Source organism: Candidatus Propionivibrio aalborgensis (genome assembly GCF_900089945.1).
GTDB classification, from domain to species: Bacteria; Pseudomonadota; Gammaproteobacteria; order Burkholderiales; family Rhodocyclaceae; genus Propionivibrio; species Propionivibrio aalborgensis.
In genome coordinates, this window is the sequence record NZ_FLQY01000317.1 from 1 (window position 1) to 1,372 (window position 1,372).

A 1,372-nucleotide genomic window follows, 5' to 3' on the forward strand; every position below is an offset into this window, starting at 1 on the left:
GCATGGGCGCGATGCGCAGCGGGCATGTGCTCGGTGACAGTTGAGTAGTGCGCTTTGCGGAAACTGCGGCCGTGGCTGGCAACACGCTTGCTCTTGGCCAGCACTTCAATGCAACTCTTCGTGATGCGTAGTTCCACCTCTTGCCGCACAAGCGCATGCGGCACGCTGTAATAGTTGTCTTCGTATTCGACGTGATAGTCAATATTGACGCGGGCCTTCTTCCAGTCGGCCAGCACGAACGGGGAATCCGGAAGTGGCCGCAGGTACGGTGCGTCAAGTAATTCAAAGGCGTCCCGGCGGCAGCCGGGGAGCTTCTTGAATGGGCGATTGTTCAGCGCCGGCAGCAATTCGGCCACGGCGGCATCGAGTTCGGCCACCGAGAAGAAGCTGCGGTGACGAAGCCTCGCCAATATCCAGCGTTCGACCACCTGCACACCCACTTCGACCTTGGCCTTGTCCTGCGGCTTTCGGGGCCGAGCCGGCAGGATCACCGTGCTGTAGTGATTGGCGAATTCGGCCGTCGCCCGGTTGAGCGCCGGCTCGTAGCGATCCGCGACGGCAACCAGGGCGCGGGGATTGTCGGGAACGATTAGGGCGGGAACGCCGCCGATGAACTTCAGTGCGCGGCCGATGCCGGTCAGCCAGTCGTTCTGGGTTTGCCCAGGCGTAGCACAGGCAAAGGTGTAACTCGATGCGCCCAGTACGGCGACGAAGATGCTGGCCGGTCGGATCTCTCCGGTGGTCGCGTCAATGATCGGCACCGTCGGGCCGGCGTAGTCGGCGAACAACTTTTCCCCGGCACGGTGAATCTGGCGCATCGAGCGTTTCAGCTGCCCAGTCCAGTCCTTGTAACGGGTGCAGAAGGCGGTGTACTGATACCCCCGTCCGCCGACCGTTTGCAGATACTCTTCCCAGAGTAGCGTAAGCGTGACGCCCTTCTTCTTCAACTCCTGATGAACCAAGGCGTAATCAGGTTCGGCGTAGGTGGGATCGCGGGCAGCGACCTGCCGGTAGAGCAGTTTCTCCAGCCCACTATCGTCGAGTTCGTCAGGCAGTGGCCAGCTCAACCCGGCGGCACCAGCCAGTCGGATGTATTTGGCGACCACGCCTTTGGAAATGTTGAGCGCCCGAGCTGTCGCGTCCAGGCTGAGCCCGGTGCTGTGGCGGTAGCGGAGTACGTCTCGTATCTTGCGCATGGATAGTCTTTCCTGAGGCATCCTCGTCCGCTTTCAAAAAGCGGTAAGGCTACCTTCAACTATTCATGCAACATCATCCTCATCGGTCACGTTCAGCGCGAAATCGCGGTCACGCTTTCGTGAAACGTCGGTCACGCTTCGGCGAAATCACCGGTCACGATGCCGCGAAATACGCA

The 1,372-nt window shown here is 60.6% G+C and carries 1 protein-coding gene; it reads right to left on the reverse strand.

Annotated features, from left to right (window positions below):
* A partial coding sequence (gene istA, locus PROAA_RS13575; RefSeq protein WP_245664285.1) for an IS21 family transposase occupies positions 1-1,217 on the reverse strand: 1,217 nt, incomplete at its 3' end.
* Positions 1,218-1,372 lie beyond the last annotated feature (155 nt).